The 24,168-nt window shown below is 65.8% G+C and carries 26 protein-coding genes; 19 read left to right on the top strand and 7 right to left on the bottom strand.

The genetic code is table 11. From position 1 onward, the window contains the following. The first annotated feature begins 65 nt into the window (after positions 1-65). The 5 genes from AC1DY7_RS11060 (at position 66) to arcC (ending at position 6,355) form a co-directional block, all read left to right on the top strand. Complete coding sequence (locus tag AC1DY7_RS11060; protein ID WP_477493718.1) at positions 66-1,547, top strand: APC family permease; 1,482 nt, start codon at positions 66-68, stop codon at positions 1,545-1,547. A gap of 100 nt (positions 1,548-1,647) precedes the next feature. After that, positions 1,648-3,123, top strand: a complete 1,476-nt coding sequence (gene arcD / locus AC1DY7_RS11055; RefSeq protein WP_477493717.1) for an arginine-ornithine antiporter — start codon at positions 1,648-1,650, stop codon at positions 3,121-3,123. Then, positions 3,120-4,379, top strand: a complete 1,260-nt coding sequence (locus tag AC1DY7_RS11050) for an arginine deiminase (protein ID WP_477493716.1) — start codon at positions 3,120-3,122, stop codon at positions 4,377-4,379. Before arcD ends, AC1DY7_RS11050 begins: the two co-directional genes overlap by 4 nt. A 28-nt stretch (positions 4,380-4,407) precedes the next feature. Next, the gene (locus AC1DY7_RS11045) at positions 4,408-5,412 is read left to right on the top strand and encodes an ornithine carbamoyltransferase (RefSeq protein WP_477493715.1); all 1,005 of its coding nucleotides are present in this window, start codon (positions 4,408-4,410) and stop codon (positions 5,410-5,412) included. 4 nt (positions 5,413-5,416) lie between these two features. Continuing rightward, on the top strand, positions 5,417-6,355 hold the full coding sequence (arcC, locus tag AC1DY7_RS11040) for a carbamate kinase (protein WP_477493714.1): 939 nt from the start codon (positions 5,417-5,419) through the stop codon (positions 6,353-6,355). 32 nt (positions 6,356-6,387) lie between these two features. Here the strand turns inward: arcC and AC1DY7_RS11035 are convergent, their stop codons facing one another. Beyond that, the gene (locus AC1DY7_RS11035) at positions 6,388-7,605 is read right to left on the bottom strand and encodes a sensor histidine kinase (RefSeq protein ID WP_477493713.1); all 1,218 of its coding nucleotides are present in this window, start codon (positions 7,603-7,605) and stop codon (positions 6,388-6,390) included. After that, positions 7,602-8,276, bottom strand: coding sequence for a response regulator transcription factor (locus tag AC1DY7_RS11030; RefSeq protein ID WP_477493712.1), 675 nt, complete (start codon positions 8,274-8,276; stop codon positions 7,602-7,604). Before AC1DY7_RS11030 ends, AC1DY7_RS11035 begins: the two co-directional genes overlap by 4 nt. Before the next feature lie 61 nt (positions 8,277-8,337). Between AC1DY7_RS11030 and AC1DY7_RS11025 the strand changes: the two genes are divergently transcribed. The 11 genes from AC1DY7_RS11025 (at position 8,338) to AC1DY7_RS10975 (ending at position 16,615) form a co-directional block, all read left to right on the top strand. Continuing rightward, on the top strand, positions 8,338-8,775 hold the full coding sequence (locus AC1DY7_RS11025) for a hypothetical protein (protein ID WP_477493711.1): 438 nt from the start codon (positions 8,338-8,340) through the stop codon (positions 8,773-8,775). Continuing rightward, positions 8,772-9,701, top strand: coding sequence for an FAD:protein FMN transferase (locus tag AC1DY7_RS11020; protein ID WP_477493710.1), 930 nt, complete (start codon positions 8,772-8,774; stop codon positions 9,699-9,701). The genes AC1DY7_RS11025 and AC1DY7_RS11020 overlap by 4 nt, the downstream gene beginning before the upstream one ends. After that, positions 9,698-10,258 carry a ferric reductase-like transmembrane domain-containing protein gene (locus tag AC1DY7_RS11015; protein ID WP_477493709.1) on the top strand — a complete coding sequence of 187 codons (561 nt, stop codon included), beginning with the start codon at positions 9,698-9,700 and terminating at the stop codon, positions 10,256-10,258. The genes AC1DY7_RS11020 and AC1DY7_RS11015 overlap by 4 nt, the downstream gene beginning before the upstream one ends. A gap of 32 nt (positions 10,259-10,290) precedes the next feature. Further along, positions 10,291-11,529 (top strand): NADH-ubiquinone oxidoreductase-F iron-sulfur binding region domain-containing protein, encoded by a 1,239-nt coding sequence (locus AC1DY7_RS11010; protein ID WP_477493708.1) that lies wholly within the window; start codon positions 10,291-10,293, stop codon positions 11,527-11,529. Continuing rightward, entirely contained in the window at positions 11,526-11,762 is a 237-nt protein-coding gene (locus AC1DY7_RS11005) for a ferredoxin (RefSeq protein WP_477493707.1), read from the top strand. Before AC1DY7_RS11010 ends, AC1DY7_RS11005 begins: the two co-directional genes overlap by 4 nt. Positions 11,763-11,814: 52 nt before the next feature. After that, on the top strand, positions 11,815-12,300 hold the full coding sequence (locus tag AC1DY7_RS11000) for a DUF2231 domain-containing protein (RefSeq protein ID WP_477493706.1): 486 nt from the start codon (positions 11,815-11,817) through the stop codon (positions 12,298-12,300). A 116-nt stretch (positions 12,301-12,416) separates the two neighbouring features. Further along, positions 12,417-13,253 (top strand): hypothetical protein, encoded by an 837-nt coding sequence (locus AC1DY7_RS10995; RefSeq protein ID WP_477493705.1) that lies wholly within the window; start codon positions 12,417-12,419, stop codon positions 13,251-13,253. A 74-nt stretch (positions 13,254-13,327) separates the two neighbouring features. Then, positions 13,328-13,837: a hypothetical protein gene (locus tag AC1DY7_RS10990; protein ID WP_477493704.1), complete on the top strand. Its 510-nt coding sequence runs from the start codon at positions 13,328-13,330 to the stop codon at positions 13,835-13,837. 66 nt (positions 13,838-13,903) lie between these two features. Continuing rightward, positions 13,904-15,301, top strand: coding sequence for a wax ester/triacylglycerol synthase family O-acyltransferase (locus tag AC1DY7_RS10985; RefSeq protein WP_477493703.1), 1,398 nt, complete (start codon positions 13,904-13,906; stop codon positions 15,299-15,301). A 30-nt stretch (positions 15,302-15,331) separates the two neighbouring features. After that, positions 15,332-15,589, top strand: coding sequence for an SHOCT domain-containing protein (locus tag AC1DY7_RS10980; protein WP_477493702.1), 258 nt, complete (start codon positions 15,332-15,334; stop codon positions 15,587-15,589). 24 nt (positions 15,590-15,613) lie between these two features. Next, positions 15,614-16,615 carry a zinc-binding alcohol dehydrogenase family protein gene (locus AC1DY7_RS10975; protein ID WP_477493812.1) on the top strand — a complete coding sequence of 334 codons (1,002 nt, stop codon included), beginning with the start codon at positions 15,614-15,616 and terminating at the stop codon, positions 16,613-16,615. A gap of 29 nt (positions 16,616-16,644) precedes the next feature. Here AC1DY7_RS10975 and AC1DY7_RS10970 read toward each other — a convergent pair whose 3' ends face one another. Next, complete coding sequence (locus AC1DY7_RS10970) at positions 16,645-16,923, bottom strand: dsRBD fold-containing protein (protein ID WP_477493701.1); 279 nt, start codon at positions 16,921-16,923, stop codon at positions 16,645-16,647. Between the two features lie 170 nt (positions 16,924-17,093). Here AC1DY7_RS10970 and AC1DY7_RS10965 point away from each other — a divergent pair, with 170 nt between their 5' ends. Genes AC1DY7_RS10965 through AC1DY7_RS10955 form a run of 3 tightly spaced genes read left to right on the top strand, consistent with a single transcriptional unit; the run spans position 17,094 to position 18,926 of the window. Then, the gene (locus tag AC1DY7_RS10965; protein WP_477493700.1) at positions 17,094-17,513 is read left to right on the top strand and encodes a pyridoxamine 5'-phosphate oxidase family protein; all 420 of its coding nucleotides are present in this window, start codon (positions 17,094-17,096) and stop codon (positions 17,511-17,513) included. Positions 17,514-17,533: 20 nt separating this feature from the next. Continuing rightward, positions 17,534-18,409, top strand: coding sequence for a universal stress protein (locus AC1DY7_RS10960; RefSeq protein WP_477493699.1), 876 nt, complete (start codon positions 17,534-17,536; stop codon positions 18,407-18,409). 49 nt (positions 18,410-18,458) lie between these two features. Further along, the gene (locus tag AC1DY7_RS10955) at positions 18,459-18,926 is read left to right on the top strand and encodes an N-acetyltransferase family protein (RefSeq protein WP_477493698.1); all 468 of its coding nucleotides are present in this window, start codon (positions 18,459-18,461) and stop codon (positions 18,924-18,926) included. On the opposite strand, the gene AC1DY7_RS10950 is transcribed toward AC1DY7_RS10955, so the two are convergent. From AC1DY7_RS10950 to AC1DY7_RS10935, 4 genes are all read right to left on the bottom strand, one after another. Next, complete coding sequence (locus AC1DY7_RS10950; protein WP_477493697.1) at positions 18,900-19,697, bottom strand: universal stress protein; 798 nt, start codon at positions 19,695-19,697, stop codon at positions 18,900-18,902. The two genes, AC1DY7_RS10955 and AC1DY7_RS10950, sit on opposite strands and share 27 nt — an antisense overlap. A 175-nt stretch (positions 19,698-19,872) precedes the next feature. Beyond that, positions 19,873-20,760 (bottom strand): universal stress protein, encoded by an 888-nt coding sequence (locus AC1DY7_RS10945; RefSeq protein WP_477493696.1) that lies wholly within the window; start codon positions 20,758-20,760, stop codon positions 19,873-19,875. Beyond that, positions 20,753-23,113, bottom strand: coding sequence for a phosphoenolpyruvate synthase (gene ppsA, locus AC1DY7_RS10940; protein ID WP_477493695.1), 2,361 nt, complete (start codon positions 23,111-23,113; stop codon positions 20,753-20,755). Before ppsA ends, AC1DY7_RS10945 begins: the two co-directional genes overlap by 8 nt. Continuing rightward, the gene (locus AC1DY7_RS10935) at positions 23,110-24,156 is read right to left on the bottom strand and encodes a zinc-dependent alcohol dehydrogenase family protein (protein WP_477493694.1); all 1,047 of its coding nucleotides are present in this window, start codon (positions 24,154-24,156) and stop codon (positions 23,110-23,112) included. Before AC1DY7_RS10935 ends, ppsA begins: the two co-directional genes overlap by 4 nt. Between the last annotated feature and the right edge of the window lie 12 nt (positions 24,157-24,168).

Below are 24,168 nucleotides of genomic sequence, written 5' to 3'. Positions count from 1 at the left end.
GTCTTTTTCGGGTGCAACGTGACACCGAGACCACCCCAACCATCCGAGCAACGAAGGACCCTCTCGTGAACGCATCGACAACGACGGGCACAGCAGGCGGTGCGGGTCAGCCGCTCCCTCTGACCCCGCGCAACCAGCAGAAGGCCGACGCACTCGGACTGACCTCGGCCACCGGCCTGGTCATCGGCAGCGTCGTGGGCACCGGCGTGTTCACCATGCCCGCCGTGCTTGCGGGCGCCGGCACCGTGAGCATCATCGTGCTGGCCGTGATCGCCGGTGGCGCGTTGCTGCTGGCCGTTCTGTTCGGCCAACTCACCAAACGGATCCCCAACAGCGACGGCGGACTGTACGCCTACGCGCGGTACGAGTTCGGCGACTTCGCCGGTTACCTCGTCGGCTGGAGTTACTGGATCTCCGCGTGGGCTGGGAACGCCGCCATCGTGGCGTCTTGGGTCTTCTACGTCGATGCCTTGTTCCAGCTGCACGATCCGAGCGGCCTGCTGAACTGGAGTATCGCGCTGATCGGTCTGTGGGTACCCGCAGTGGTCAATCTCGTTGGGGTGCATCAGATGGCGTGGTTCCAGAACGTCACGGTCGTGCTGAAGTTCCTGCCCCTGCTGTTCGTGGGCGTGGTGGGCTGGCTCTTCGTCGACAGCGCGCACTTCGGGGCGTTCAACGGCTCCGGCGGCAGCCTTTACAGCGCCATCGGAATCTCCGCAGGCGTGGCGCTTTTCTCCTTCATCGGGGTGGAGGCGGCGGCCATCACCGCCAAGCGCGTCACGAACCCCCGGGTAAACGTAGGACGTGCCTCACTGATCGGCACCGCCGCCAGCGCCGTGCTCTACGTACTGGTGACCGCCGCGGTCATGGGCCTGGTGCCACACGACACGCTCGTCAACACCGGGTCACCCTTCGTCGACGCCTTCGAGTCGATGTTCCCCAACAGTGCATGGGCCGGATCGTTCATCGCCGCGGTCGCGGTCATCTCCGGAATCGGGGCGCTCAACGGCTGGACCTTGATCGTCACCGAGAGCTCGCGGGCCATCGCCCAGGACGGACTCTTCCCGCGGCCATTCGCATGGACCGACCGCAACGGTACGGCCTGGTTCGGCATCGTCGCCGGTACCGTCCTGCCGTCGCTACTCATGTTGTGGCGCTACATGTCCGGCTCGGGTCTGACCGTGTTCACCTACCTGGTCAACCTCACCGTGATGACGGTTGCCATCGCCTACTTCTTCTCGGCCCTGGCCCAGCTGACCTTTCTGGTTTCCCGCCGCAGGCGGGCGCACGGCTGGCGATTGGCGCGGGACCTGATGGTCGCCGGCATCAGCGTGCTGTTCTCGATGTGGGTGACCTTCGCCTCCGGCTACCAGGTCGTCTATCAGGCGCTGGTGGTCATCTTGGCGGGCATGATCATCTACGCATTGCTCAATGCCCGTCGGCAGCGCCTTGGGGAGACCGCCGAGCCCACCGACAGCCGCACAGGGCAGGCCAACCCCGTTCCCCCGGCAGCAGGGCAGACGGGTTCGGACAGAGAAGTCGCCTGACGCGGTGCCGATAAGGGACTAAAGCCTCCTTACCGCAACGCAACTCGCCCCATAGCGTCGACCCTATGCGGTCAAGTCCGCGTGAACTGAAAGGACGAGGATGTCCGACACACTGATTTCACCCCCACCGGTAACCCGACCCGTCGCCAAGACCGGTCTCGGGCTGGCCGCCCTGACGGCAATCGTCGTCGGATCGATGATCGGCAGCGGAATCTTCGCGCTGCCTTCGCAGATGGCAGCCGTCGCTGCGCCAGGTCCCCTTCTCATCGGCTGGGCGATCACCGGCCTCGGCATGCTGACCCTGGCGTTCGTCTTCCAAACGTTGGCCACCCGCAAGCCCGGTATCGACGGCGGTGTCTACGGTTACGCCCGTGCCGGATTCGGCAACTACGTCGGCTTCACCTCGGCGTTCGGCTACTGGGTGTCGGCCTGGGTCGGCAACGTGGCCTACCTCGTCCTGCTCTTCTCGACACTGGGCTACTTCTTCCCCGACTTCGCTGGCGGTGCAACGGTTCCCGCGATCATCGGCGCCTCGGTCGTACTCTGGGTCGTCCACGGGATGACCCTTCGCGGCGTCCAGACCGCCGCTGCCGTGAACGTCGTGGTGACCGTGGCGAAGGTGGTCCCGATCCTGGTGTTCATCGCCATCGTCGCGGTCGGCTTCAAGGCAGGACTGTTCTCCGCGGACTTCTGGGGCAAGGCCGTACAGATCGACGGGGCAACTCTGGGCGACACCATGACTCAGGTCAAGAGCATGATGCTGATCACCGTCTGGGTGTTCATCGGTATCGAGGGCGCCTCGGTGTACTCCCAGCGCGCCGCCAAGCGCCGAGACGTCGGACGGGCCACGGTCCTGGGCTTCGCGGGCGTGCTGGCGCTGCTGCTCATGGTGAACCTCCTGTCCTACGGGCTGATGGCTCAAGCGAAGCTCGCCGGAGTGCCCGATCCTTCGATGGCCGGCGTCCTGGAGAACGAGGTCGGCACCTGGGGAGCCGCGTTCATCTCCATCGGCCTGGTCATCTCACTGCTCGGCGCCCTGATCGCGTGGGTGATGCTGTGCGTGGAGATCTTGCGACTGCCCGCCCTGGAACACGTGCTGCCCAAGGCGCTCGCCAAGGAGAACGCGCACGGCGCACCCGCGAACGCGTTGTGGCTGACCAACCTGTGCGTGCAAGCTCTGCTGCTATGGACGTTGGCCAACGCCAGCACCTACACCAGCCTGGTCTACCTGGCGACCTCGCTGATCCTGTTGCCCTACCTGTGGTCCGCGGGCTACCAGGTGCTGTTGGCGGTACGCGGCGACACCTACGAGGCAGGCCGCGGGCGTACCCGCGACCTGATCATCGGAATCGTGGCCCTCGGCTACGCGGTGTGGCTGGTGTACGCAGGCGGCTGGCAGTACCTGTTGGTGGCGGCGTTGTTCTACCTCGCGGGCACCGCGCTCTACCTGTGGGCACGAAGGGAAAGCCACCTCCCGGTCTTCACCAAACCGGAGGTCGCCGTCTTCGCAGGCGTCGTGGTGACCTCGGTGGTCGCCGTCGTGCTGATGGCCACCGGAAACCTGTCCGTCCTGTGAACGCCAACGAATCCCGGCTCGGCGTCTGGTCGGAAGCGGGCACGCTGCGACGGGTCATGGTCTGCGCTCCCGGCCTTGCCCATCAGCGCCTCACCCCCGAGAACTGCCACGACCTGCTGTTCGACGACGTCATCTGGCTACAGCAGGCCCGTCGCGATCACTTCGACTTCGTCGCCAAGATGGTGGACCGCGGCGTGGAGGTCCTCGAACTTCAGGACCTGCTTGCCGACGTCGTGGCCAAGCCCGACTCCCGCGGGTGGCTGCTGAATCGCACGGTGACCGACGACCTGGTCGGCCCCGGCCTCACGCACGAGATCCGGGCCTGGCTGACCGAACTACCGCCGGATCGGTTGGCGGAGTACCTGATTGGCGGTCTCGCCTACCAGGACGTGGTCGAGGAGGTGGACAGTGACTTCCTCTCGGTATTCAACGCACTGGACCCTGCCGGGTTCGTCATCCGCCCCCTGCCCAACACGCAGTTCATGCGCGACAACTCCGCGTGGATCTTCGGCGGGGTCACGCTGAATCCGATGTACTGGCCGGCGCGGCGGCAGGAGACGCTGCTCACCACCGCGGTGTACAAGTTCCACCCCGCGTTCGCCGACGAGAAGTACGACGTGTGGCTGGGCAACACCGACGGAGCGCCCTCCGATCACGGCTTGGCCACCCTGGAGGGGGGCGACGTGATGCCCATCGGCAAGGGACTCGTCGTCATCGGCATGGGCGAGCGGTCCTCGCACCAGGCGATCACTCAGGTGGCGCGCAACCTGTTCGCCACCGGCGCGGCCGAACGTGTGATCATCGCCCGCCTGCCCAAGACACGCTCGGCGATGCACCTGGACACGGTGTTCACCTTCTGCGACTGCGACCTGGTGACCGCCTACGCTCCCGTCGTCGACGGCATCGTGCCGATCAGCCTGCGGCCCGACGACGGTTCACCGTCCGGGTTGGACGTCCGTCGCGAACCCAAGGGACTCATCGACACCATCGGCGACGCCGTCGGCGTCGAGTTCCGGGTGGTGACCACCGCCGGTGACGTATACGGAATTCAGCGCGAGCAATGGGATGACGGCAACAACGTGGTGGCACTGAAACCGGGCGTCGTCATCGGCTACGACCGCAACACCCTGACCAATACCGCCTTGCGCAAGGCGGGCGTCGAGGTCGTCACCATCGACGCCAGTGAGCTGGGCCGCGGGCGCGGTGGCGGCCGGTGCATGACCTGTCCCATCCTGCGCGACCCGCTCTATACCTGAACCCCCATCGACGAGAAAGGACGCAACGATGGCGTTCAACAACCGCAACCGCAGTCTGCTGAGCCTCGTTCACCACACCGACCGGGACCTGCAATACCTGCTCCAGCTGGCCCGAGACCTCAAGCACGCCAAGTACTCCGGGGTCTCACAGCCCCGCCTGACGGGCAAGAACATCGCCCTGATCTTCGAGAAGAGCTCCACCCGCACCCGCTGCGCCTTCGAGGTCGCGGCCTACGACGAGGGCGCACACGTCACCTACATCGACCCGACGTCCTCCCAGATCGGGCACAAGGAGTCGATGAAGGACACCGCGCGGGTGCTCGGCCGGATGTATGACGCCATCGAATATCGCGGGGCGGGTCAACAGGTCGTCGAGGAGTTGGCGCAGTTCGCCGGAGTTCCCGTCTTCAATGGGCTGACCGACGAGTTCCACCCCACGCAGATGCTGGCCGACGTGCTCACCATGACCGAGCACTGTCCAAAGCCGTTGACCGACATCGCCTTCGCCTTCGTCGGCGACGGTCGCAACAACGTCGCCAACTCGCTGCTGCTGGTGGCGGCCAAACTTGGCATGGACGTGCGGATCGGCGCGCCGCAGGACCTGTGGCCATCTGAAGAGCACCTGACGATGTGTCACGACTTCGCCACCGCCTCGGAGGCCCGCATCACGGTGACCGACGATCCGGTGAAGGCCGTGAGCGGGGTCGACATCGTCTACACCGACGTGTGGGTCTCCATGGGCGAGCCCGTGGAAACATGGAGTGACCGGATCAATCTGCTGCTTCCGTTCCAAGTCAACCGCGAGCTTCTCGCCGCAACGGGTAACCCACGGGTCAAGTTCATGCATTGTCTGCCCGCCTATCACAACGCCGAGACCGAGGTGGGTGCGAAGATCGCCGCGCAGTACCCGTATCTCGCCGAAGGCGTCGAGGTCACCGAAGACGTCTTCGAAGGCCCGGCGAACATCGCCTTCGAGCAGGCCGAGAACCGGATGCACACCATCAAGGCGGTCCTCGTGGCCACCCTCGGCTGAGCCGATGCGGATCGTCATCGCCTTGGGAGGCAATGCACTCCTGCAGCGCGGGCAACCCATGACCGCGGAGAATCAGCGGGCCAACATCCGGGTGGCCGCCGAATGCATCTCGGCGATCACCGCCGGCAACGAAATCATCGTTGCGCACGGCAACGGCCCCCAGATCGGTCTGCTCGCCCTGCAGGCTGCGGCGTACCACGACGTGTCGCCTTACCCGCTCGACGTCCTCGGCGCGCAGACCGACGCGATGATCGGGTACGTCATCGAGCAGGAGCTCGGCAACCTGCTGCCCGCCGATCAATCGTTGGCGACGGTGTTGACCATGATCGAGGTCGATCGTGACGACCCGGCGTTCGAGCACCCCACCAAGCCGATCGGCCCGGTCTACGACCGCAACACCGCCGACCGGCTCAGGACCGCCAGCGGCTGGGCGATCGCCGCCGACGGCGACGAGTTCCGCCGCGTCGTCGCCAGCCCGAAACCCCAGCGGATCTTCGAGATAGAACCGATCCGACGACTGGTCGAACAGGGCACCATCGTGATCTGCGCCGGGGGTGGGGGCATCCCCACGATGTATGACGAGGATGGCCGGCTGCACGGCGTCGAGGCCGTCATCGACAAGGACCTCGCCTCGGCGTTACTGGCCGAACAACTCGGCGCCGACCTGCTGGTCATCGCCACCGACGTCGACGGCGTATACACCGACTGGGGCACGCCGAATCAAATCCGACTCGGTCGGGTCACCCCCGATGACCTCGACGACCTCGATCTCCCCGCGGGCTCGATGGGCCCCAAAGTTCAGGCCGCAGTGCAGTTCGTGCGAAATACCGGGCACGACGCCGTCATTGGCGCACTGTCGGCCATCGTCGAGGTCGTGGAGGGCGCGGCCGGAACGCGCGTGAGCACGCGCTGGCGCCAAAGCTCACCCCTGCGTGGCGTTTGACTGCCCTGCTTGAGTCGGCTCCGCCACACTCATCACGGTGGCGGGGCTGCGGGCAGTGTCAGTCGGAACGTTGCTCCTCCGCCAGGTGTCTCCGCAACGTCGATGTCACCGCGGTGGGCCACCGCGATCTCGCGGATAAGTGCAAGCCCGATCCCGTAGCGTTCGCGACCTACGGTCGACGTGTGATTCAGGCCGTGCGCGAACCGGTCGAACAATGTTCCCACCGCATCAGGATCGACACCCACGCCATCGTCGCGCACCTCGATGACGACGTACGTTCCGCGTCGTGCGACCCAGATCTCGACAGACCCACCCGGGTGTTCGTGGGCCAGGGCGTTGTCGACCAGGGATGCGATGGCACGGCGGATCGCCGCGGCCGACCCCAAGACCGTGGCGTCACGGGCTGACGAGTCGCCGTGAAGTGTCATCGTCAGGCGCACGCCGGCGGACTCTGCATGTTCGACCATGCTGGCTGCGACATCGCCGGCTATCCGCGGCACGTCGACCCGGACACGGGGTATGGCATTGCTTGCCATGGAGGCCGACGCGAGCAGGTCTTCGATCACCTCGCCGAGCACCCTGGTATCTGAGGCCAGGGCCTCGATCTGTTCCTTGGCCTCGTGGGCGTCGCCGTCGTCGAACCGGCGAGCGAGTAGCTGAATCCTGGTGTGCAGCACAGTCAACGGCGCGCGGAGCTCGTGGGAGGCATCCGCGACGAAACGCCGCTGCCGCGCCAGTGCTTCGGTGAGCGGACGGATAGAGCGTCGGGTGAGCAGGATGACCACCGCGATCGACGCCAGAATGCCGGTCAACTCAGCTGCACCCAGCGCGAGCAACAGCCGGCGTCGGCCCGCCTCGTAAGGTTCCAGCGCCAGCAGTGCCACCACCCTTCCCTGAGGCTTGTCGGCCACCAAAACCCGGTTCAGCCTGCCGTCGATACGTACGTCGGAGAACCCCGCCGTACGCCCGAGCAGATCGGTCGACGGCAAGTCGGTGGCGCTCGCCTGCACCTTGCCCGTGAGGTCACGCAGCACGAGCTGCATGCCCGGCGGCGGATCCGTCGCGTCGTCGGCGGTCGAAACCACCGAGTTCAGCTGCTCGGCGATCTGCTTGTTCTGGACGCGGACATCGACCAGGAACACCACCGCACCGACCACCAGCAGCACCGCCGCCAGCGCCAACGACGCTTGTACAGCGGCGATCCGGCCCGCTCGTCGCACGACCGCCAGGTCGCTACCGTCGGCCGTCATTCGACACCGAGGCGATAACCGGTGCCGTGTACCGTTCGCACGATCTGCCGACCAAGTTTGCGACGCAGGTAGTGCACGTAGGTGTCGACCACGCCGGGGTTATCGGCTCCGTCGAACGCCGCGGCCAGGAGTTGGCCGCGGGTGTAGACGCGTCCCGGCGCGGTCATCAGAACACTCAGGAGGGCAGCCTCTCGCTCGGAGAGCTCGACGTCGGCACCGATCCGGCGGCCACTGGCAGTACGCGTCACCCGATCGAGGCACAGACCGTCTGCACGAAGGGTCGAGCTGCTGGTAGGCCGTCGCACCAGTGCGCGTATTCGAGCCAGAAGTTCCGGCACCTCGAACGGCTTGACCAAGTAGTCCTGGGCTCCCGCGTCGAGACCCTCGACGCGATCGGCGATGGCGCCGCGCGCGGTGAGCACGAGGATGGGTGTCGCGATTCCGCGTGACCTGAATATCTCGACGAGCTCCACACCATCCATGACGGGAAGCCCGCGGTCGAGGATGACCGCGTCATAGTCTCCGAGCAATCCCCGGTGTAGTCCCTGCTGGCCATCGTGGGCCACGTCCACCTGGTAGCCCTCGTCGGTGAACAGCTCAGTGAGCATCGCGCACAGCGCCCGGTCATCCTCGACGAGGAGCAGTCTCGGCGCTGTACTCCGTTCGGCCACCAGACGAGCGTGCCATGTCACATCTTCGAAGGCTCGAAGATATGGCTGCCAGCATCGGTTCATGGATGCACGCCGCTCGGGATTTCGTCGCGCCGCGGCCGCGTCGTGGGCCCTCGCCGGGCTCGGCGTGGCCGGTGTAGCGGGCACCTCGGCGCTTGCCTTCGCCGATACCTTCAAACCGGCCCCGGCCCCGGCGGCGGTGCCAACGACCTTGGCGACAGACCCCGCAGCCGAGCAACCCGGCCGGTCGCCGAACCTCGACGTACCGCCCGCACCGACGGCCGACCCGGCTCCCGAACCCAGCACGACGTTGGCACCCGCGTCCAACCCTCGGTACACGCCTGATGACACGCCACCGGTCGCGACCGTCCCGGCTCCTGCCACGCGTGCGTCGCGGGTACCGTCGACGCCCCCGACCACGAAGCGACGCAGCCTCACGCCGACGACGGTGATGGCACCGAATTTCTCACCGCGCATCACGATTTCCCGCGGCTCATGACCGTCGCCGCACCGCTGGCGGCACACAGCCGGTGGCAGCGCTGGAGCACTGACATGCAGATCGTGCTCACCGATCCCGAGTCGCTGCCCATCGCCCGGGCGGAGGTCGACGCAGAACTCGACGCCGTGGACGCAGCCGTGTCCCGCTTCCGGCCTGACTCCGAGATAGCTGCGCTGGTGAGGTCCGCCGGTCGACGCACGAGGATCAGCGCGACGCTGACGAACCTGCTCGGTGCCGCACTGGACGCGGCCGCCCAGACCGGTGGCGATGTGGACCCGACTGTCGGCGCGGCACTGGTCGCACTCGGTTACGGCGGCGCCGTGGCGCCCCCCGACACCGGCGAACCGCTCATCTCTTCGATTCTCGCACCGGCGGTTTGGTCGATGGTCAAGCTGGAGGACGGCTTCGTCACGGTGCCACCTGGAGTACTGCTCGACCTCGGGGCGACCGCCAAGGCGGTGGCCGCCGACCGGTGCGCGGCACGGGTACTTGGGGCAACCGGCAGCGGGGTACTGATCAATCTGGGCGGCGACATCGCCACTGCGGGCCCGTCGCCCACCGGCGGCTGGCAGATCGGGGTTCACGATGCCGACGGTGAGCCAGAGACGTCGCTGGCCCTGCCCGCCGGCGCGGCGCTCGCCACGTCCAGCACCCTGCGCCGCCGCTGGCGATGCGGCGGGGATCTCGTTCACCACATCGTGGACCCGCGGACTGGACAGCCTGCGGATCCGGTATGGCGCACCGTCAGCGTGGCCGCGCAATCCTGTTACGCGGCCAACACAGTCTCCACCGCCGCCGTCGTTCGCGGCTGGCGGGCCGTGGAATGGATTGACGGCCTTGGCATGTCGGCGTGGTTGGTCGATCGCGCCGGCAACGTCCACCGGGTCGGTCGCTGGCCCCGGACGAATTCGGAGGCGCACCGATGACCGACCAGGCACTGTGGGCGCTGGGCCGGGGAACGGGAATCACGGCGTTGGCGTTCCTGACGGTCTCCCTGGCGCTGGGCATCGCCACCCGATCGGGGCGCCGAGTCGCGACACTCCCACGATTCGCCGTCACCGACGTGCACCGGTTCGCCGCACTGGCCGGCACCGCCCTCGTCGCGCTGCACATCAGCCTGCTGTTGGCCGACCCGTACGCTCAATTGCGATTGATCGACGTCGCTGTGCCCTTCCTCGGCGCATATCGACCGTTCTGGCTGGGGATGGGAACGCTCGCGCTCGACGTGCTCGCCGTGTTGATCCTCACCAGTCTGTTGCGCCACCGGCTGGGGTTGCGCGCCTTCCGCATCGTGCACTGGGCCGCATACGCATTGTGGCCGATGGCGTTGGCACACGCCCTCGGCAACGGCACCGATGCCGGCCGCGGATGGTTCGTGGCCATCGCAGGCGGTTGCGTGCTGGCTGTCGCGGCGGCGCTGGTATGGCGGCTGCGGACCGATTTCACCGAATACGCGCAAGCACGCGCAGTGGGTCACCGATGAGTCTGACGAGATCACCAGAACCAGATCCGCCCATGGCAAATCGGCTCTTCGCGGCACGCGGCCCTGAACTCCGTGAACACCACGCCCGGTTCGGCAGGATTCCGGCGGCTACCGCCGCGAATCTGATTTCCGCACTGCAGTTGGCAGGTCTGACCGGCCGGGGTGGTGCCGGATTCCCGACCGGCCGCAAGATGGCATCGGTTTCCGGACGCAAATCGGTCGTGATCGGCAACGGCGCCGAGGGCGAGCCGCTGAGCCGTAAGGACGCGGTACTGATGTCTCGCGCACCGCATCTGGTCCTCGACGGGCTACAGGTGGCCGCCGAAGCCGTCGGCGCTCAGGAGCTCTACCTCTACCTCCCCAAGCACGTGGCGCCGACCGCGCGCCACGCGATCGGCGAACGCGTTGCGGCCGGAGTCGACCAACGTTCCGTCCGCGTGATCGAGGCCCCTGACACCTTCATCGCCGGCGAGGAATCGGCTGTCGTCAGGCGTATCGAGGGCGGACGGGCGGTGCCCCGTGACCGCACCGTCCCCACCTCACTGTCGGGGGTGAAAGGACGCCCAACGCTGGTCAACAACGTCGAAACCCTGGCGCACGTCGCGCTGATCGCCCGGTGCGGGCCGCAGTGGTTCCGATCCGTCGGAGACCCCGCGACACCGGGCAGCATGCTGATCACCGTGTCCGGTGGCGCAAGCAGGCCCGCGGTCACGGAGATCCCTTGCGGGACAACCCTCCCGGAGGTGCTGGCCCGCGCAGGTATCGATGATCTGAGCACAGTGCGCGCCGTGCTCGTCGGCGGCTACCACGGCACGTGGATCCCGGCGTCGGCCATCGCGGGGGTTCGGCTGTCGCGGGCGGGCCTGGCCCCGTTCGGAGCCAGCCCTGGCGCAGGAATTGTGCACGTGCTCCGCACCGACGAATGCGGCCTCGGGCGGACTGCCGACATCGTGGCCTACCTTGCGGGGCAAAGCGCCCAGCAGTGCGGTCCATGTCGCATCGGCCTGCCATTGATGGCCCAACTCTTCGACGACCTGGCCTACGGTCGAGCGGACGATGTCGCCCTCGTCGAATTGGACCGGCTGTTGGACGTGGTGGATGGTCGCGGCGCGTGCCGGCACCCCGACGGAACCGTTCGACTGGCCGCCAGCGCGCTGTCCGCCTTCGGCGGCGACATCGCCGCCCATAAAGTCGGCCGCTGCGAGGCCGCCTTCGCCGCGGCGCTGGTCACCGCAAGCCGTGATCGAGGACGACACCAGGAGCACTCGTGACAACCTCACCGAATTCACTTCGCCTGCACGTCGACTGGACCAGGTGCGATGGCCGAGGGCTCTGCACCGAACTGTTACCGGGTCTGCTCACCCGGGACGACTGGGGTTATCCACTGGCGCGCAACGGCTCTCCCGAACCCACCGTTCCCATCAACGAACTCGGCGCAGCTCACATCGCGGTACGCCGATGCCCGCGCATTGCCTTGTCGCTGCTGGCCATTCCCAAATCCTGACCGGGCAGCGTAGCCCGTCCCCCGTTAGATCAACCCGAGAAGGAGTTAGTTCGTGACGACGCTCAATGGGCTGCCTGCCCACGCCCTGCTGGTCCACTTCATCGTCATCCTCGCACCGCTCACGGCGGTCCTGGCGATCCTGTGCGCGCTCTGGTCGCCGGCCAGGAAACGATTGGTGTGGCTGGTCTTTGGTCTCGCGACAGCCATCGCCATCGTCACGCCCCTCACCACCGATGCGGGCGAATGGCTGGAACACCAGGTGGACCGGTCGCCGCTTCTGCACGCGCACACCGAACTGGGTGACACGATGATCTACTTCGCCGTCGCGCTGTTCATCGCCGCGGCGTTGCTGACGGCGATCCACCTACGCGAGGTCCGTGGTCACACCATCGGCCGCAGTGCGTCGTGGATCGTGGCCGCCCTCGTCATCGTGGTGAGTGTGGCTACCTCGGTGCAGGTCTACCGCATCGGCGACAGCGGCGCACGCGCGACCTGGGGAGATCAGGCCGGCAGTACCGCAAAGCCATCCGCTCCGTGACTGAAGCGAGTCACTCGACGCCGCGGTTCGGTCCGATGCCGGTTCTTGGAGGGCTCGAAGAATTCGATGCCAGCATTCGACCCATGGACTCACCCTCGGTCGGGCTTCCTCCGCGGATGACCACCCGGAATACGGGTACCACCCCCAAAGACCCGTACGCGTTCGGCGCAGCTCTCATTGAACTGGCCACACAACATGTTCGGCTACGTCACTCCAATCGCAACTCAACGACGAGCATCCTCGGAGATGCCGATGCCAACGTGTCACTGACCAGCTACGGAAAGCGCATCTCCACCGTATGGCAGACCATCGAGACAATCGGGGCGGGAAGCACCAGGCCACGTCGCCTCATCCTGTGGCTTGATGATGCCGAGGCTTTGGCCGACCTGCCGCCCACCCTGCGACGGCTGCAAGCTCGCGGGCTGGAAATCCGACGGTGCCTCGACCACGGACCGCACAAGAAGTACTTTCCCTACCTCAACGAGGTCCTCCCTTCGGAACCCGACCGCACGCTCGTCACCGCCGACGACGATGTGTTGTACCCAGCGCAATGGCTCAAAGACCTTCTCAACGCGCATCACCCGAATCAGGTGACAGCGTTTCGCGCCCGAATCCGGAACGAAGGCCCCTACCGCACATGGCCACTATGCGAAACGATCGAAGCGTCGGACAGGGTATTGGCGACCGGCACCTCCGGTGTCGCCTATCCGCCCGCGGTGCTTCTGACCTTGAGGCATCACGGCGACGCATTCACCCGGATATGCCCACACGCCGACGACTACTGGCTGCACTACGCCACAATCGCTTCAGGTATGCAGGCCCGCCAAGTCCGTGAGACCGCTGCGTTGTGGTGGTCGGTACCTAACGCGCGAAACCGAGGGCTGTGGGACGGCACCGGAACCGCAAACGACGCCATCGCCGATATAACACGTCACTTCTGGCAGGAGAACTGAGATGGGATCACCGCCCACCGACTCAATGCAGGAAGGCCGAGAGTGCATTGGATCGGCGACCTGAGATGACCGGCGTGGCAGGCACCGAGCGCGGTCAAAGCGGCGTGCAATCGCCCGCATTGCGCGCCGCGGCTTACGCATTCGGTCTGGCGAGCCTGGTCTGCGCGACGCTGCTGGGCATCTACACCGCGACCGCCACACTGCCGGACTGCGCCGGCTTCTACACCTGCACCCGGGTCACCGACCGCACCATCTTGCTGGGATCGACGGCCACCGCGACCTCGCTCGGCGTATTCGTGGTACTGGCGCTGTTGCGGCTCACGCATGCCCGCGCGCCCGCCTGGCTCCCCCGGGTACTGCGCGTCATCCTCGTCCTCGGCGCCGCCGGCTTGCTGGCCTGCTACCAGCTCACCCAATTCCCCACCCTGCGCAGCGCCATGACCGCGGTCATGGCCGCCTCACCGCCCATGTGGACCGCCAGTTGGGCCCTCTGGCTCACCGTGACAGGCCTGCTGGCAACAGCCGCAGGCATCACCGACACGGGTCACGCCGCCGCGGCCCAATCGCAGCCCGATGTTGGGTGACCAAATGCTCTAGTCGCCGTAGGCAGCGTCAAGCACCCTGAGACTGCAAGGCAGCAAGGAGAACCCATGACCCGCCACCGTCTCAACACCCTCGAAGAAGCGTTCCTGCAGACCGAGGACGCCGATGGCCACGTCAGCATGGCGCTCGCGGCAATCGCTGTACTGGACGGCCCTGCACCCGACATGGACAGCCTGGTGGCCGTGCTCGAGGAACGCACCGCCCGTCTCCCCCGGTGCCGTGAGCTCCTGCACGAGACGCAGATGGACCTCGCGGCACCGCGCTGGGTCAGAGATGAGGCATTCGACATCGACCATCACGTGCGCCGGGTCGCGGCGACAGCGCCGGGCGACAATGCCGCGTTGTTCGCCGTCGTGGCCCAGGTGATGGAGCGACGTCTGGACCGTTCACGCCCGTTGTGGGAATGCTGGGTGATCGACGGCCTGGCCGGAGACCGATGGGCGATGTTGATCAAGATCCACCATTGCATAGCCGACGGCATCGCGGCGACGGCCATGTTGGGCGAGATCTGTGACAACGGGTCGCTCGCCGTCCCCGACGCCGGGCGCGCTGAGTCGACGACCACGCCCTCGGGCGCCTGGAACATGAATCCTGTCGATTGGGTGCGCTCTGCTTGGCGGATCTCGGCGGGCATACCTCAGGCCGCATTCCGGATCGCCACCGGCGCAACCGAGTTGGCGACTGCACTCTTGGCGGACTCGCCCACGTCATTCACCGGACCGTTGAGCGATCTGCGCGCCTTCGATACGGCGTCCGTCAAACTCACAGATGTGCGCATGATCGGTGAGCGCTTCGGCGCCACGGTGAACGATGTGGCACTTGCCGCGATCACGGACAGCTTCCGATCCGCAATGCTGCGACGTGACCTCACCCCACGGGCCCATTCACTGCGTAGCGCCGTACCGGTGTCGCTGCGGTCGGCCGAAGACCTCCACACTCCGGATAACCGCGTTGCCGTCACGTTGCCACAGTTGCCCATCGAATATGAGGATCCCCTGCGGAGGCTGCAAGCGGTCCATGACCGCATGGCGTCGGCCAAATCGGGCGGTCAGGTGAGTGCGGGCGCGTTGGCCGTCGCGGCGGCAGGGCTGCTGCCGTATGCCGTCACCGCGCCACTGGTGCGGTTGCTGACCCGGCTACCGCAACGCGGCGTGATCACGGTCGCCACCAATGTGCCTGGCCCGCAAGGCCTGTTGCACATCGCCGGCTGCGAGGTGCTCACCTTGATTCCGGTGCCGCCGATCGCCGTGCACCTTCGCACCGGTATCGCGATCCTGAGCTATGGCGACGAGTTGGTATTCGGCGTGATCGGCGACGCCAACAGTCCGCTCAGCCCGGACGAATTGGCGCGCGGTATCGAAGCCGGGGTTGCCCGGCTGGCCGCCATCGCCGCTGCTGCCCGGCATTCACGCCGGATGGGCAACCTTCTACTGCTGGCCGGATAGGCCCGCAGGTCTCACGATTGGAGATGTGCCATGTACTTCAACCACGACATGGGCTGGTGGAGTTACGCCGGGATGGGTGTCGGCATGGTGGTCTTCTGGTCCGCCGTCCTGTTCGGAATCATCGTCACCGTGATGTATGTGTTCCGGGACCGTCCGTCGATGACGCCGCCGTCGCCGCAGAGCCCACCTGCCGAGGAAATACTCGCCGCAAGATTTGCCCGCGGAGAGATCGATGAAACCGACTATGAGCAACGGATTGCGTTACTGCGCGCCCAAAGCCGCCGTTAGATTGAACCGGTGACAGCACAGACCATGCGAGCATGGCAGGTCCGCTCGCCCGGAGCGATGCGCACCCGGCCGCTGGAATTCGTCACCACCACCGTCGGCGAACCCATCGGTGACGAGGTGCTGATCGCCGTGCACACCTGCGGGGTGTGCCGCACCGACCTGCACGTCAGCGAGGGCGACCTGCCCGTCCACCGGCCCCGGGTCACCCCGGGGCACGAGGTGGTCGGCGAGGTTGTCGCACTGGGGCCGGCAGCCACCGGGATCGGTGTCGGCGACCGGGTGGGTGTCGCGTGGCTGCGGCATACCTGCGGGCAGTGCCGGTATTGCCGCGCAGGCCGGGAAAACCTGTGCCCGGACTCGCGCTACACCGGATGGGACGCCGACGGCGGTTACGCCGAATTCGTCACCGCGCCTGCATCTTATGTGCACCATCTGCCGGCCGGCTATTCCGACACCGAGCTGGCACCGTTGCTGTGCGCGGGCATCATCGGCTACCGGTCGCTGCTGCGCGCCGACCTGCCGCCCGGCGGGCGCCTGGGCATCTACGGTTTCGGCGGCAGCGCGCACCTCACCGCGCAGGTGGCCCTCACCCAGGGCGCCGAGGTACATGTGATGACACGCGGCGCCGCGGCCCAGGAGCTCGCGCTGGCGCTGGGCGCCGTGTCGGCCCAGGGAGCCAGTGACCGGCCACCGGTCCCGTTGGATTCGGCGATTCTCTTTGCGCCGGTGGGTGAGTTGGTGTTACCGGCGTTGGAAGCACTCGATCGGGGCGGCACCCTGGCCATCGCGGGCATTCACCTCAGTGACATCCCGGTGCTGAACTACCAGCGGCATCTCTTTCAGGAACGCCAGGTACGTTCGGTGACGTCGAATACCCGCAGCGACGCGCGCGCGTTTCTGGCCTTCGCCGGCCGGCACCACATCGAGGTTAGCGGCCCGGAGTATCCGCTGGACCGGGCCGACGCCGCGCTGGACGATCTGAGCTCTGGGCTGATCGCCGGTGCTGCGGTACTGCGAGTCAGCTGAATCCGGATGCTGAGCCCGAAACGCACCGCTCAGTAACCTTCGATCTCGCCTGAAGTGTGTGGCGCGGAAACACCGACGCTGCGGGCAAGATCGACCAGGGCGCGTGTCACCGCTACCTGACTGCCCGATCCGCCCGGTCCCTGATCGCTGCGTGCGAGCGACGCCAGCCCGGCGCCGACCCATTCTCGCCCGTGGAAGTTCAGCTTCGCCCGCGCGATCGTCTGATCTTGACGATCGCCGATCGATATCGTGACAAGCCAACCATCCTTGGCGGGATCTGCCTGTTCAGGGCGTTCTAGGTCGCTCATGGAACCTCCTGGGATGCGTGAACTATCTCCATCCCAGCGCAATGCCGTCACCTCCGATAGGGACCGAAGTCCCGTACCTGAATTCGTCGAGCACCCACCACCCGGGCAGCCGAGGCAGGGTGACTTATGGCCCTGGTATCGGTGCAGGCCGGGTCCGTAATGTCGAAGCCATGTTGCCAGACACCAAACCCGTAACCGTTCTCTCCGAGAGCCAGTGCTGGCAACTGCTGGGCAGCGTGTCGCTCGGCCGGCTCGTCACCAGCGCCGATGGCGAACCGGCGATCTTCCCGGTCAATTTCGTCGTACAGCAACGGACGATACTGTTCCGCACCGCCGAAGGGTCCAAACTGGCCAATACGGCGATCAACAAACACGTGTTGTTCGAGGCTGATGACCATACCCTCGGTGAGGGTTGGAGTGTCATCGTCGCGGGCCATGCACGGACACCACACACCGACGACGATCTTCACGACGCCGAACAGGCCGGGCTGTATCCGTGGACCGCCACACCGAAACCCCACTTCGTCCGTATCCGACCGCTGCGAGTCACCGGTCGCCGGTTCACATTCGGCCCCGAGTCCGTTGTCTAGCTAAGTGATTCGGTGCGATCATGCCTGATCCGAAGATTGACGGAGCCATCGTCGTCGCTGTCGACAACTCGCCGACGAACGTGGCTGCCGTGCAATGGGCTGCAGAAGAGGCGCTCCTGCACGCCCGCCCGCTGCTACTTGCGCATGCCGTGACGCCGGACATCGTCGATACTGACGATCCCGTCTTGCGCACTCGTTTCGATCGTTGGCGTATGCACTGCGCCCGAGTACTTCTCGCGGAAACGAAAACCTCCGTGGCCGAGCACACGGAGCTGGATGCCGCCACCATATCGACTGCGGCGTTCTTGGGCAACCCGGTGAAGTCGCTGACCGAATTGTCTGAAAGCGCATGGATGATCGTCCTCGGCAGTCGTTTCCGCGGATCAGTAGGCGGTCGCCGGCTCGGGTCGACGAGTGCGGCGTTGTGCTACCGAGCGCGGTGCCCCATCGCGGTGATCCACATGCACGACCCCGTCCCGCCGGGAAAGCCCGTCCTCGTCGGCATCGATGGATCTGCCGCGTCCGAACACGCTGTGTCCCTGGCATTTGACGAGGCAGCGCGGCGTCACGTCGGGCTCGTGGCGGTGCACGCGTGGAGCGATGAGAACGTCCTGCAACTGCTCGGCGCGGATTGGGAGGACTACCGCGGCCATGCCGAACAAGCCCTGCGACGAGCAGTGACGCATTGGCGCGGACGGTACCCGGACGTTGAGGTGAGCGAGAAGATCTACTGCGACCGCCCGGCCCATTGGCTCATCCAGAAATCCGAGCACGCCGGCCTGGTGGTCGTCGGCAGTCACGGACGTGGCGCCTTCTCGACACAGATAAACGGATCAGTCGCGACCGCCGTCGCCGAAGGCGCTGCCGCGCCGGTGATCATCGCTCGGGAGGTGTGAGGTGCCGCAAGCGGTCGTCCCACTGCTCGATGGGCGATCGAAGGTCACCTTGCGCGACCTCACGCCGGCAGACTTCGATGTAGTCGCCGAACTCGCCGACGGGCTCAGCGATGACGAAAGGTACCTGCGCTTCTTCACCGCTCATCCCGGCTACATCCCGCAGTGGGCCGCCTCACTCACCCAACCTGCTTCCGGCGCCGTGGCGTTGGGCGCGTTCGACCACGGCGAACTGGTAGGCGTTGCGAACTACATACCTTCGGATGCGCCGGATCGGGCAGAGGTCGCGATTGTTGTTGCGCGATATCAGCACGACCGCGGCGTGGGTACGGCGCTACTAGCAGAACTCATCCGCCTAGCCAAGGACAACGGGTTCCGGCATCTGGTGGCCGACGTCCTCGCCGACAACCACGGTATGCAGCGCATCATCGCGGACTCCCCCCTGCCGGTGACATTGCGTCGGAAGGGGTCCATCGTCGATGTGGATGTCGACCTAACCGGCATCCGGCAGAACGAGTAACGAACAATTCGTGCCACGTAAGATCGCCGTGGCGACAGGGCTGACAAGTTGAGCGATCGATTCGGAGTCGTCTGCAGATGCGATGACCAGTTGGTCGATACCGGCGCTCTGCGCAAGGAGATTGGTGATGTCGTCCGAGCGCGGGAGGACGGCGATCTGGATGTCCCGATCGCCGACCAGGGACTCGAGCTTTGCGCCGACATTCTCTGAACGCGGCGATCCGGCTGGCCAAGGGGTGAGAGCGAGTATCGATGCATCGCGCAATTTCGCCTCCTGCATCGCCCGCTCCAGCACCACGTGTGGCTCGGGCGTGTCGTTGAGGACGGCAACAATCCAGCGATGCGGGCCGACCCGCTCATGCGCGTGCCGGCGGTGCACGATTGCCAGCGGGGCCTGCACGGTCTGGGCCAGACGCGCGGCTGTCGAACCACGCCGGCCTGGACCCGAATCGTGGGTGCCTTTCCAGCCGACGCACACCATGTCTGCCGACCGCGAGGCTTCAGCCAGAACGTCCACCGGATCGCCTTGCAGGATGTCTGTCTCGATCGTGACCTGACGCCCGCTGGCATTCAGGGCATCGCTGGCCTCCTGCAGGGTCCGGACCGCGTGAGCGGTCGTGTTTCCGACATGATCGTCCACCTCGACAACCTGCACCAATCGCAGCGGAACATTCCGGTCGGCGGCTTCATCTGCAGCCCAGAATGCTGCTCGTAGAGCAGATTTGGATCCATCGATACCGACGACGATGGGCAATGAGATCGATGTAGTCATAGGCGGGCTCTCCCTGGGCGGGTATTTCTTCCGAATACGTCTCACGGTAAGCGCGGATGATGCGCATCAGATATGGGCTTTGGTCCTCAACCTGATGGCCTCGGGCCCTGAATGATTGATCGCCGTGGCGGCCTGGAGTAGCAGCAGGCGGTGCGGCGTCGGTGTATCAGGACAATCACTGCTGGGTGTGCTTGGACCGGCAGACCACGACGGGGACTGGCGAGTGGTGCAGCATGTTCATGCTGGTGGATCCCAACACGGTCGAGGCGACGAGATTGCGGCCCCGGCTTCCCACGACAACCAACTGCGCACCCCCCAATCGGTTCAGGAGGGCTCGGCGAGGCTTCCCGGCGTCCACGAAAAGGCTGACGTCAACCTCAGGGTGGAGCGGACGGTGAGGATCGATGGCATCGGTGAGCTCGTCGCGTTGTAGCTTCTCCAGGACATCCCAGTCGATCAGGAACGGGATGGAAAGTTCCACGGTCGGAACCCGCGACGACCAGGAGTGCACTGCCCATAGCGGAGCGCCGAGCGCGGCGGCCAGGTCGAAGGCCAGCGGCACGGCAGCGCCGCTGGAACCGTCCACGCCCACCACAATCGGTTGTGTGCTCGGGCGCAATGTTTCACCACGCCACGCCACCACCGGGCATTGCGCGTGAGCAGTCAGATGAAGCGTGAGCGAACCCACGAGCAGTGCGGCCGTGGGTGACACGTCATCACACCCGAGCACCAACAGCCGCGCGTGCTCACTCAGGGACTCCATCGCTTCGTCGACGGGTTCAGAAAACGCACTGGTGAGGATCTCCAGATCTGGATGGCTCTCACGAACCGCACCACACACCCCGTCGAGGATGGACTGGGCGGCCTTCTGTTGTTCGTCGACGTACGCCGCCTGAAATGCGGCCATCGCATCGGTGAGCTGAGGACCGGAGTACGGTGCGGCGTGCACGATGTGCAGCGGCGATCCCAGCCGCATCGCGAGCGCACCCGCCCAGCGGGCCGCATGTCGCGCCGAGATCGTTCCGTCCACACCAACCACGATCGGCAGTGGTTGTTCAACCATGTCGCACACACCCTTCCTCATTGCCGGGCCCGCTGCGCGACGATTCCAGGAGGATCCGCTGTTCGGCTGCGGCGATCACCCGACGTGTCGTGTCGACAGCGTCGGGATTCACGGAGATCGACGTGATGCCCATCCGAACAAGGTGTTCGGCGAAGGTGGGGTTCGTAGAAGGGGCCTGCCCGCACAGCGATGAGGGCACGCCATGTCGGCGGGCCGTCGCGACGATAGTGCCGATGGCATCGAGCACGGCGGCGTCAGCTTCGTCGAATACCTCGGCGCAGATGTCCGAGTCGCGATCGACACCGAGCATCAATTGGGTGAGGTCGTTACTGCCGATGGAGACCCCGTCGATGCCCATTGCGATGTACGCGGGCAGCCAGTGCACCACCGACGGCACCTCGGCCATGATCCAGCGGTGTAGGCCCCGTTGATGCCCGAGCCGGCTGTGGTCCACGAGTTCGAGACACTGTTCGAGTTCCCACTTCGTCCGCACGAACGGGATCATGAGGTGCACGTTGGGATACCGGTCGCGGACCTCGGCCAACGCCTGGAGTTCCAGTGCGAACAGTTCAGGCTCCTTGACGTACCGGTAGCAGCCGCGGTAGCCAATCATCGGGTTGTGTTCCACGGGCTCGTAATCAGCTCCGCCGGCGAGGTTGCGAAATTCGTTGCTGCGGAAGTCTGTTGCCCGATAGATGACAAGACGCGGCGTGAACGCAGCGGCGATCCGGCCGATGCCGGCGATGAGTGCATCGATGATGGTGCGTTGTTCGCCGCGGGCGATCAGTGCACGCGGATGCTGGCCGCCAAGTCCCGCAGTCAGCATCAATTCGGCACGCAACAGGCCGACGCCGTCGACGTCGGACGCCGCGATCGTGTCAGCGTTTTCCGGCAAGGCCATGTTGGCGTAGACGCGAGTCGCAGTGACCGGTGCGGATGGCGCTTCAGGCATCCCGGCGGGCGCGGGCCGCGTCCTGATCGACACCGGCCCCACCGGGTTCGCCCTGAGGACCTGTCCGTGGGTGCCGTCCACTGCGACCAGCACTCCGGGCCGGAGAACACTGGTGGCCGAGCGAGCGCCCACGATGCAGGGAACCGACAGTTCGCGTGCCACGATCGCCGCATGACACGTCACGCCACCGCTTTCGGTGACCAGTGCGATGGCCCGCCGAATGGTCGGCATCCAGTCTGGATTGGTCATCGGTGCCACCAGGATCTCCCCGTCACACAACTGATTTCCCTCTTGCGGACTGTGCAGGACGCGGACTCGGCCGGTCGCCGTTCCCGGTGCGGCAGGCAGGCCGCGCAGCAACACGTCAGTTCCCGGATGGTCGGCATTCGTGTCCGCGGTAGGGGTGAGTCCGAGGGTGGTGATCGGCCTCGCCTGCACCAGCCAGGTTGAGCTCCCCTCGACGGCCCATTCGATGTCTTGTGGGCTTTGGTAGTGCCGTTCTGCTGCGGTCGCCAGCTCGACAATGCGGTGCACGTCCGATTCAGAGAGCACTTGAGCTTCGGCTTGTGCAGGTTCCAGTTCGATGATCGCGTCATGCCCGTCCCCGCCGCGGACGATCTTGAACGGTTTGGTACCGATGTTGAGGTCGACTATCCGTCCGGTGTTTTTGTCCACGACGTAGGTATCTGGTTGTACCTTGCCGGACACCACCACCTCGCCTTGACCGAACGCGGCCTCGATGACGATATGGTCGCGGTTTCCGGTGCTGGGATCGGCCGTGAATGCGACCCCTGCGCGATCCACGGCAATCATTCGCTGCACTACCACGGCCATCTCGGGATCGGCGGTGAAATCGCGGCTGGCCCGGTACGTGAGTACCCGCGGGCTGAACAGCGACGCCCAGCAGGTGACCACTGCGTCCAGGAGTTTCTGTTCGCCGACGATGTTGGTCACCGTGCGGTTCATTCCGGCAAACGAAGCGTCGCTGCCGTCCTCACCAGCCGCCGATGATCGCACGGCGACAACACAATTCGAGCCGAGGTTGCGATACGCCGCGATCACTTCGCAGCGCAATTGCTCGGTGATACCCGAATCGAGCACCAGATTCTGCATCCGCTTGCACAGTTCGTCCAAACGAGCGGTGTCGTCGACATGGTCGAGCGCATCCCGGTGCAGTGCGGCCAGCTTCTCATCCACTCCGCCGGCCCGCATCGACCGCCGGTAGGCGCCGCACATGAGCACGAAACCCGGTGGCACCGGTAGTCCCGCTGCGATGAGCTCACCCAGGTTGGCACCCTTTCCACCCACACTTCGGGCATCGGCGATCCGGACACCGGCAAGATCTCGAACGAGGCCCGAGGTATCTGCCGTAATGTCCAGTGACGTTGCTGATGTGGTCATTTCCGCGCCGTGAGCAGTACTTTCAACGCCCCGGTATCCGAAGGCCGGCTGAACACGTCGTACGCGGCCTCGAACTCATCGAAGGTGAACCGGTGGGTGATCATCGCAGAGGTTTCGAGCAGGTCACGGGCCACCAGGTCGATCAACGTCGGGGTGGAGTACGTGTCGACCAATCCCGTTGTGATGGTGAGGTTCTTGATCCACACCTCTTCCAGGTGCAGTGTCGCGGGCGCACCGTGCACACCGATGTTCGCGACGTGGCCGCCGGCCCGGACCAGTCTGACCGACTCCTCGAAGGTGCCGGGAGTCCCGACGGCCTCCATCACGCAGTCTGCACCCAAGCCGCCGGTCAACCCGTCGATCACAGCACGTGCCGATTCCGAATCGGCGTTCACGACGATGTCGGCACCGAACTTGCGGGCGGCCTCCAATCTGGCGTCGGCCACGTCGATGACCACGATCGCGCGGGGACTGTACAGGCGCGATGTGAGTACCGCGGCCAGCCCGATCGGCCCAGCACCGACGATGGCGACGACATCGCCTGGCTGGACTGCCCCGTTGAGAACGCCCACCTCATAGGACGTGGGCAGAATGTCGGCCAGCATGACCATCTGCTCATCGCTCACCCCCGCAGGTACCTTGTGGGTGGAGTTGTCCGCGAAAGGAACTCGGACGTATTCGGCCTGGGTGCCGTCGATCAGGTGGCCGAGGATCCAGCCACCACCGCCCAGGCACTGCCCGTAGTGTCCTTCGCGGCAATAGCGACATTTGCCGCAGGCGGTGATGCAAGAGATCAGAACTCGGTCCCCCACGTCCAGCGTCTCGACCGCGGTGCCGACGGCGGTGACCGTACCGGCCGCTTCGTGACCCAGAATCCGGCCGGGTTCAACTTCCGGGACATCACCTTTCAGGATGTGCAGGTCGGTTCCGCAGATGGTGACGGCGTCGACGCGGACAATCGCGTCGCCGGGCTGCTGGATCTGCGGATTGGGCACCTCGTGCCACGACTGGTGGCCGGGACCCTCATATACCAGGGCTTTCATGTGCGGACTCCT

Source organism: Mycobacterium sp. P2_H7 (assembly GCF_056403275.1).
This window is presented reverse-complemented; position numbering and strand designations above follow the sequence as displayed.

What these genes read in the sequence shown, in the direction of transcription:
- arcD (WP_477493717.1), top strand. Translation starts at nt 1,648, where the DNA reads ATGTCCGACACACTGATTTCACCCCCACCGGTAACCCGACCCGTCGCC.
- AC1DY7_RS11045 (WP_477493715.1), top strand. Translation starts at nt 4,408, where the DNA reads ATGGCGTTCAACAACCGCAACCGCAGTCTGCTGAGCCTCGTTCACCAC.
- arcC (WP_477493714.1), top strand. Translation starts at nt 5,417, where the DNA reads ATGCGGATCGTCATCGCCTTGGGAGGCAATGCACTCCTGCAGCGCGGG.
- AC1DY7_RS11035 (WP_477493713.1), bottom strand. Translation starts at nt 7,605, where the DNA reads ATGACGGCCGACGGTAGCGACCTGGCGGTCGTGCGACGAGCGGGCCGG.
- AC1DY7_RS11025 (WP_477493711.1), top strand. Translation starts at nt 8,338, where the DNA reads ATGGATGCACGCCGCTCGGGATTTCGTCGCGCCGCGGCCGCGTCGTGG.
- AC1DY7_RS11020 (WP_477493710.1), top strand. Translation starts at nt 8,772, where the DNA reads ATGACCGTCGCCGCACCGCTGGCGGCACACAGCCGGTGGCAGCGCTGG.
- AC1DY7_RS11015 (WP_477493709.1), top strand. Translation starts at nt 9,698, where the DNA reads ATGACCGACCAGGCACTGTGGGCGCTGGGCCGGGGAACGGGAATCACG.
- AC1DY7_RS11010 (WP_477493708.1), top strand. Translation starts at nt 10,291, where the DNA reads ATGGCAAATCGGCTCTTCGCGGCACGCGGCCCTGAACTCCGTGAACAC.
- AC1DY7_RS10995 (WP_477493705.1), top strand. Translation starts at nt 12,417, where the DNA reads ATGACCACCCGGAATACGGGTACCACCCCCAAAGACCCGTACGCGTTC.
- AC1DY7_RS10985 (WP_477493703.1), top strand. Translation starts at nt 13,904, where the DNA reads ATGACCCGCCACCGTCTCAACACCCTCGAAGAAGCGTTCCTGCAGACC.
- AC1DY7_RS10980 (WP_477493702.1), top strand. Translation starts at nt 15,332, where the DNA reads ATGTACTTCAACCACGACATGGGCTGGTGGAGTTACGCCGGGATGGGT.
- AC1DY7_RS10975 (WP_477493812.1), top strand. Translation starts at nt 15,614, where the DNA reads ATGCGAGCATGGCAGGTCCGCTCGCCCGGAGCGATGCGCACCCGGCCG.
- AC1DY7_RS10970 (WP_477493701.1), bottom strand. Translation starts at nt 16,923, where the DNA reads ATGAGCGACCTAGAACGCCCTGAACAGGCAGATCCCGCCAAGGATGGT.
- AC1DY7_RS10965 (WP_477493700.1), top strand. Translation starts at nt 17,094, where the DNA reads ATGTTGCCAGACACCAAACCCGTAACCGTTCTCTCCGAGAGCCAGTGC.
- AC1DY7_RS10960 (WP_477493699.1), top strand. Translation starts at nt 17,534, where the DNA reads ATGCCTGATCCGAAGATTGACGGAGCCATCGTCGTCGCTGTCGACAAC.
- AC1DY7_RS10950 (WP_477493697.1), bottom strand. Translation starts at nt 19,697, where the DNA reads ATGACTACATCGATCTCATTGCCCATCGTCGTCGGTATCGATGGATCC.
- AC1DY7_RS10945 (WP_477493696.1), bottom strand. Translation starts at nt 20,760, where the DNA reads ATGGTTGAACAACCACTGCCGATCGTGGTTGGTGTGGACGGAACGATC.
- ppsA (WP_477493695.1), bottom strand. Translation starts at nt 23,113, where the DNA reads ATGACCACATCAGCAACGTCACTGGACATTACGGCAGATACCTCGGGC.
- AC1DY7_RS10935 (WP_477493694.1), bottom strand. Translation starts at nt 24,156, where the DNA reads ATGAAAGCCCTGGTATATGAGGGTCCCGGCCACCAGTCGTGGCACGAG.